Origin of the sequence: Pantoea sp. CTOTU49201, assembly GCF_032054795.1 — a bacterium.
GTDB lineage: Bacteria > Pseudomonadota > Gammaproteobacteria > Enterobacterales > Enterobacteriaceae > Pantoea > Pantoea symbiotica.
Window position 1 is genome coordinate 1 of record NZ_DAMBSA010000334.1, and the last position, 5,228, is coordinate 5,228.

General features: G+C 59.3%; 5 protein-coding genes. All 5 read left to right on the forward strand.

All coding sequences use genetic code 11. The annotated features are described in order from the left end of the window. Positions 1-51: 51 nt before the first annotated feature. Genes RTY00_RS19215 through RTY00_RS19235 form a run of 5 tightly spaced genes read left to right on the forward strand, consistent with a single transcriptional unit; the run spans position 52 to position 5,176 of the window. Positions 52-1,254, forward strand: coding sequence for an SfnB family sulfur acquisition oxidoreductase (locus RTY00_RS19215; protein ID WP_312665561.1), 1,203 nt, complete (start codon positions 52-54; stop codon positions 1,252-1,254). Next, positions 1,251-2,612 (forward strand): LLM class flavin-dependent oxidoreductase, encoded by a 1,362-nt coding sequence (locus RTY00_RS19220; RefSeq protein ID WP_312665562.1) that lies wholly within the window; start codon positions 1,251-1,253, stop codon positions 2,610-2,612. The genes RTY00_RS19215 and RTY00_RS19220 overlap by 4 nt, the downstream gene beginning before the upstream one ends. 20 nt (positions 2,613-2,632) lie before the next feature. Further along, complete coding sequence (locus RTY00_RS19225; RefSeq protein WP_312665564.1) at positions 2,633-3,439, forward strand: MetQ/NlpA family ABC transporter substrate-binding protein; 807 nt, start codon at positions 2,633-2,635, stop codon at positions 3,437-3,439. Between the two features lie 2 nt (positions 3,440-3,441). Beyond that, positions 3,442-4,542 (forward strand): ATP-binding cassette domain-containing protein, encoded by a 1,101-nt coding sequence (locus tag RTY00_RS19230; protein WP_312665566.1) that lies wholly within the window; start codon positions 3,442-3,444, stop codon positions 4,540-4,542. Then, positions 4,526-5,176 (forward strand): methionine ABC transporter permease, encoded by a 651-nt coding sequence (locus RTY00_RS19235; RefSeq protein ID WP_312665568.1) that lies wholly within the window; start codon positions 4,526-4,528, stop codon positions 5,174-5,176. The genes RTY00_RS19230 and RTY00_RS19235 overlap by 17 nt, the downstream gene beginning before the upstream one ends. Positions 5,177-5,228: the final 52 nt, after the last annotated feature.

The window sequence follows — 5,228 nt, forward strand, 5'->3', positions numbered from 1 at the left end:
TACCTCAATGATGCGCTGCCTGCGCGTCATGCGTGGATTTAAGGAGCAACCATGACGCAGGTATCGCCCAAACAGCGCGCGACGCGCATCACCCATGCCCAACAGGCCTTGCAGGTGGCGCAGGAACTGGCGAAACGTTTTCGTGCCGGTTCCGCCCAGCGCGACCGCGAACGTGAACTGCCGCACACTGAATTGCAGCAGCTGTTTCAATCCGGGCTCGGTGCCATCACCGTGCCGCGTGACTTTGGCGGCATTGAGATTTCTACCGCCGAACTGGCCGAAATTTTCGTGATATTGAGCGCCGCCGACGGTTCGATTGGTCAGGTGCCGCAGAACCATTTTTACGCGCTGGAAGTGCTACGTATCAACGGTAGCGAGGCGCAGAAACAGCGGCTCTACGCCGAAGTGCTGGCAGGGGTGCATCACGGTAATGCGCTGGCGGAATTCAGTTCGCCCGCCGCGCATCAGCGTTCCACGGCGGTTTCACAGCAGGTGGAAGGATTGCGCCTCAACGGCAACAAGTTTTACTGCACCGGTGCGCTGTATGCCGACCGTATTCCGACGCTGGCGATTGCCGATGACGGCAAAGAGCAACTGGTGTTTGTGCCGCGCCATCAGCACGGCGTCAACGTGATTGATGACTGGAGCGGCTTTGGTCAGCGCACCACCGGCAGCGGCAGCGTGCAGTTCCGTGACGTAGCCATTGCGCCGGAAGATGTGGTGCCGTTCCAGACCGCGTTTGAGCGTCCGAGCACCGTTGGGCCATTCGCGCAGATTATGCATGCGGCTATCGATCAGGGCATTGCGCGGGCGGCGTTTGACGACATGCTCGATTTCCTGCGTCAACGTGCGCGTCCGTGGCCGGACAGCGGCGTCGAACGCGCCAGCGACGATCCGTTGACGCTCGATCGCACCGGTCGTCTGGCCGCACGCCTGAGCGCCGGCGATGCACTGCTGGCGATCGCCGGTGATGCGGTTGACGTCGCGCAGCGCGATCCCAGCGCCGAAAACGTGGCGCTGGCGTCGGTGGAAGTGGCGAAGGCGCGCGCCTGGACCACGGAAGTATCGCTAGAGGCCAGCAATCTGCTGTTTGAACTCGGCGGTTCGCGTTCCAGCCTGCGCGAGCACAACTTCGACCGCCACTGGCGCAATGCGCGTACGCATACCTTGCACGATCCGGTGCGCTGGAAATATCCGGCAATCGGCAACTATCTGCTGAATGGCGTGTTGCCGCCGCGTCGGGGGACGATATGAGTCAAAAACAGATTCTGCTTAACGCCTTCAATATGAACTGCGTTGGGCATATTCATCACGGCATGTGGACGCATCCGCAGGATCGTTCGGTGGATTTCAACTCGCTGGATTACTGGCTGGATCTGGCGCGGTTGCTGGAGCGCGGGCTGTTTGATGGGCTGTTTATCGCCGACATTCTCGGCGTGTATGACGTCTATCAGCAAGGCATTGGCCTGACCGCTAAAGAGTCGATTCAGCTGCCGGTCAACGATCCGCTAATGCTGATTTCCGGCATGGCCAGCGTGACGCAGCATCTGGGTTTTGGCGTGACCGCCAACCTGAGTTATGAAGCGCCGTATCCGTTCGCGCGCCGCCTTTCCACGCTCGATCACCTGACCAAAGGGCGCATCGGCTGGAACATCGTCACCGGTTATCTCGATAGCGCCGCGCGTGCCATGGGGCAGCAACAGCTGCTGGCGCACGACCGCCGCTACGATCAGGCCGATGAGTTTCTCGATGTCACCTACAAGTTATGGGAAGGCAGTTGGCAGGATGATGCGCTGGTGCAGGATAAAGCCCATCGTCGCTACGCCGATGCCAGCAAAATCCATCAAATCAATCATCAGGGCGAGTTTTATCAGGTGCAGGGTTATCACCTGAGCAGCCCGTCGCTGCAGCGAACGCCGCTGCTGTTCCAGGCCGGTTCATCGGCGCGCGGCGTGCAGTTCGCCGGACGTCACGCCGAGTGCAGCTTTGTCAATGCCGCGTCACCGGCGGCGATGCGCGAGCAATCGACGCGTTTGCGTCAGGCGGCGGTGGCTGCCGGACGCCATCCTGACGATCTGCGCATCTTTATGGGCGTCAGCGTGATTGTCGCGCCTACCGAACGCGAAGCGCAGGAGAAGCATAAAAGCTATCTCGAATACGCCAGCCCGGAAGCGGGTATCGCGCACTTCTCCAGTTCGATTGGTCTGGATTTAGCTGCGTTCGAACTCGATGAGCCGATTCAGACTGGCGACACGCGCGCCATTGAATCAGTGAGCAAAGCCTTCAGCGGCTGGACGCGCCGTCGTTTGCTGGAGCAGCACGCGATGGGCAGCCGTTATCCGCTGATCGTCGGCAATCCGAGCCAGGTGGCGGATGCGTTGATTACGTGGATCGATGAAGGTGATATCGACGGCTTTAACCTGACGCGCATCCTCAATCCGCAGAGCTACCGCGATTTTATCGATCTGGTGGTGCCGGAATTACAGCAGCGCGGTCGCTTCAAGACCGCGTATCAGCCCGGTTCGCTACGGCAGAAAATTTTTCAACAGCAGGACCGCTTGCCCGATCGCCATCCGGCGGCGCGCTGGCGCGACGGCGTTAACCTTCGTTAATTTAACCTCAGGGATCTGATATGAACATTGCACGTCATTTTGCGCTGGCTGCCAGCGTCGCACTGCTGGCGTTTAGCGCCGTCGCCGCCGAAAACTACAGCGGCCCGCTGAAAGTTGGCACTACCGCCGCCTTTGCACCGCCACTGGAAACCGCCGTTGCCGAGGCGAAGAAACAGGGCTTGAACGTTGAGCTGGTGGAGTTCACCGACTGGACCGCGCCGAACGTCAGCGTGGAAAACGGTGATATCGACGTGAACCTGTTCCAGCACAAACCGTTCCTGGAGAACGCTAATCAGCAGGGCGGATTCCATCTGGTGCCTTTCGCGCCAGCAATCATCAATAACATCGGCCTCTATTCGAAGAAACATACCGCGATTGATCAAATACCCGATGGCGGCACGGTGGCGATTGCCAACGATCCGATTAACGGCGCGCGCGGCCTGCTGCTGCTGCAAAAAGCCAAACTGATTACTTTAAAACCAAGAGCGGGCCTCAAATCTACCGTGGATGATATCGTCAGCAATCCGAAGCATCTGAAGATTATTGAAGTGGAAGCGGTGCAGCTGTCGCGTTCGCTGGATGAAGTCGATTTAGCGCAGGGTTATCCGCACTATCTGCGTCTGTCGAAAACCATCGATCCCAATAACGCGCTGCTGTTCGATGGACTGGAACATCCGGAATACGTGATTCAGTTCGTGATCCGCGACGGTCATCAGAACGATCCGCGCCTGGCGAAGTTCGTTGATATCTATCAGCATTCGCCGGTGGTGCGCGCCAAGCTTGATGACTTCTACGGCAAGCTGTATCAGCCGGGCTGGAGCCAGTAAGTATGGTGAGCCTGACGCTTCCCGGTGAGCGCGATGCGTTGCTGTCACCGACGGCCGAGACGGCAGGAAAAATCCACGTGCAGATTCGTGGCCTGAGTAAGCGCTATCCCGGACAAACTCAGGACGCGCTGAAGGAGGTCGATCTGCAGGTTAAGCGCGGTGAGATTTTCGGCATCATTGGGCGCAGCGGCGCGGGTAAATCCACGCTGATCCGCTGCCGTAATCGGCTGGAAAAGCCTACTCGCGGTCAGGTGGTGATTGACGGGATTGACCTCGGCACGCTGAGCGATCGTCAGCTGGTGGATTGGCGACGCGGTACCGGCATGATTTTCCAGCACTTCAATTTGCTGTCGGCGAAAACGGTGCGCGAAAACATCGAGCTGCCGATGAAAGTGGCGGGCATGCCTGCGGCAGAGCGGCGGCGCAAAGTGGATGAACTGCTGGCGCTGGTGGGCCTTGAGCAGCGTCAGCACGCGTGGCCAGCGCAATTGTCCGGCGGGCAGAAGCAGCGCGTCGGCATTGCGCGCGCGCTGGTGCACGATCCGGAACTGCTGCTGTGTGATGAAGCCACCTCGGCGCTCGATCCGGAAACCACGCGCTCGATTCTGGCGCTGCTGAAGAAGATCAATCAGCAGCGTCACATCACCATTGTGTTGATTACCCACGAAATGGATGTGGTGCACGATCTCTGTCATCAGGTGGCGGTGATCGATCAGGGCGAAATCATCGAGCGCGGCCCGGTGTGGCAGGTGTATAGCGATCCGCAGCAAGAGACCACGCGACAGCTCCTCAATCCGCAGTTCAGCGCATTGCCGGAAGCGATTCAACCGTTGCTGACGCCGACGCGTCAGCATGCCGATTCACGCTTATTGGTGCGTTTGCGCTACACCGGGCAAGGCGCGCAGCCGGATTTGGCAGCGCTGAGTGCGCGGGTGGGCGGCGAACTGACGCTTATTTATAGCGCGGTGGAGTGGGTGGATAGCAAACCGACCGGGCAAATGTTGTTGCTGCTCGATGCACAGCATGAAGCGGACGCCGCGCGGACGCTGTTAACCCCGATTGCGGATCAACTGGAGATACCGGGTTATGTCACTGGCTATTGATCGTTTATGGATTGGGCTGCTGGATACGCTGCTGATGGTCGGCGTGTCGTCGCTGCTGGCGCTGGCGCTCGGATTACCGATGGCGGTGATTCTGATAGTAACAGGACGCGGCGATCTGTTCCCCAGCCCGCTGCTGAATCGCGTGCTGGGCTGGGTGGTGAACTTGTTCCGCTCGATCCCGTTTTTGATTCTGATGGTGGCGCTGATTCCATTTACTCGCTGGATCGTCGGCACCACCTACGGCGTGTGGGCGGCGGTGGTGCCGCTGACGCTGGCGGCGACGCCGTTCTTTGCGCGCATCGCCGAAGTAAGCCTGCGCGAAGTGGATAAAGGGCTGACCGAAGCGGCGCAGGCGATGGGGTTTCATCGTTGGCATATTATCTGGCATGTGCTGCTGCCCGAAGCGCGGCCCGGCATTGTCAGCGGGTTTACCATTACGCTGGTGACGATGATTAACGCCTCGGCGATGGCCGGCGCGATTGGCGCGGGCGGGTTGGGGGATCTGGCGTATCGCTACGGTTATCAGCGTTTTGATATGCAGGTGATGCTGACGGTGATTGTGGTGCTGGTGGCATTGGTGACGGTGCTGCAGTTCTTTGGCGACAGGTTGTCGCGCCGGTTGAACCATCGTTGATATTAGGAAAAGCGCAATAAATTGCGCCGCTATGCCAGGTGTGCAGAGGGAT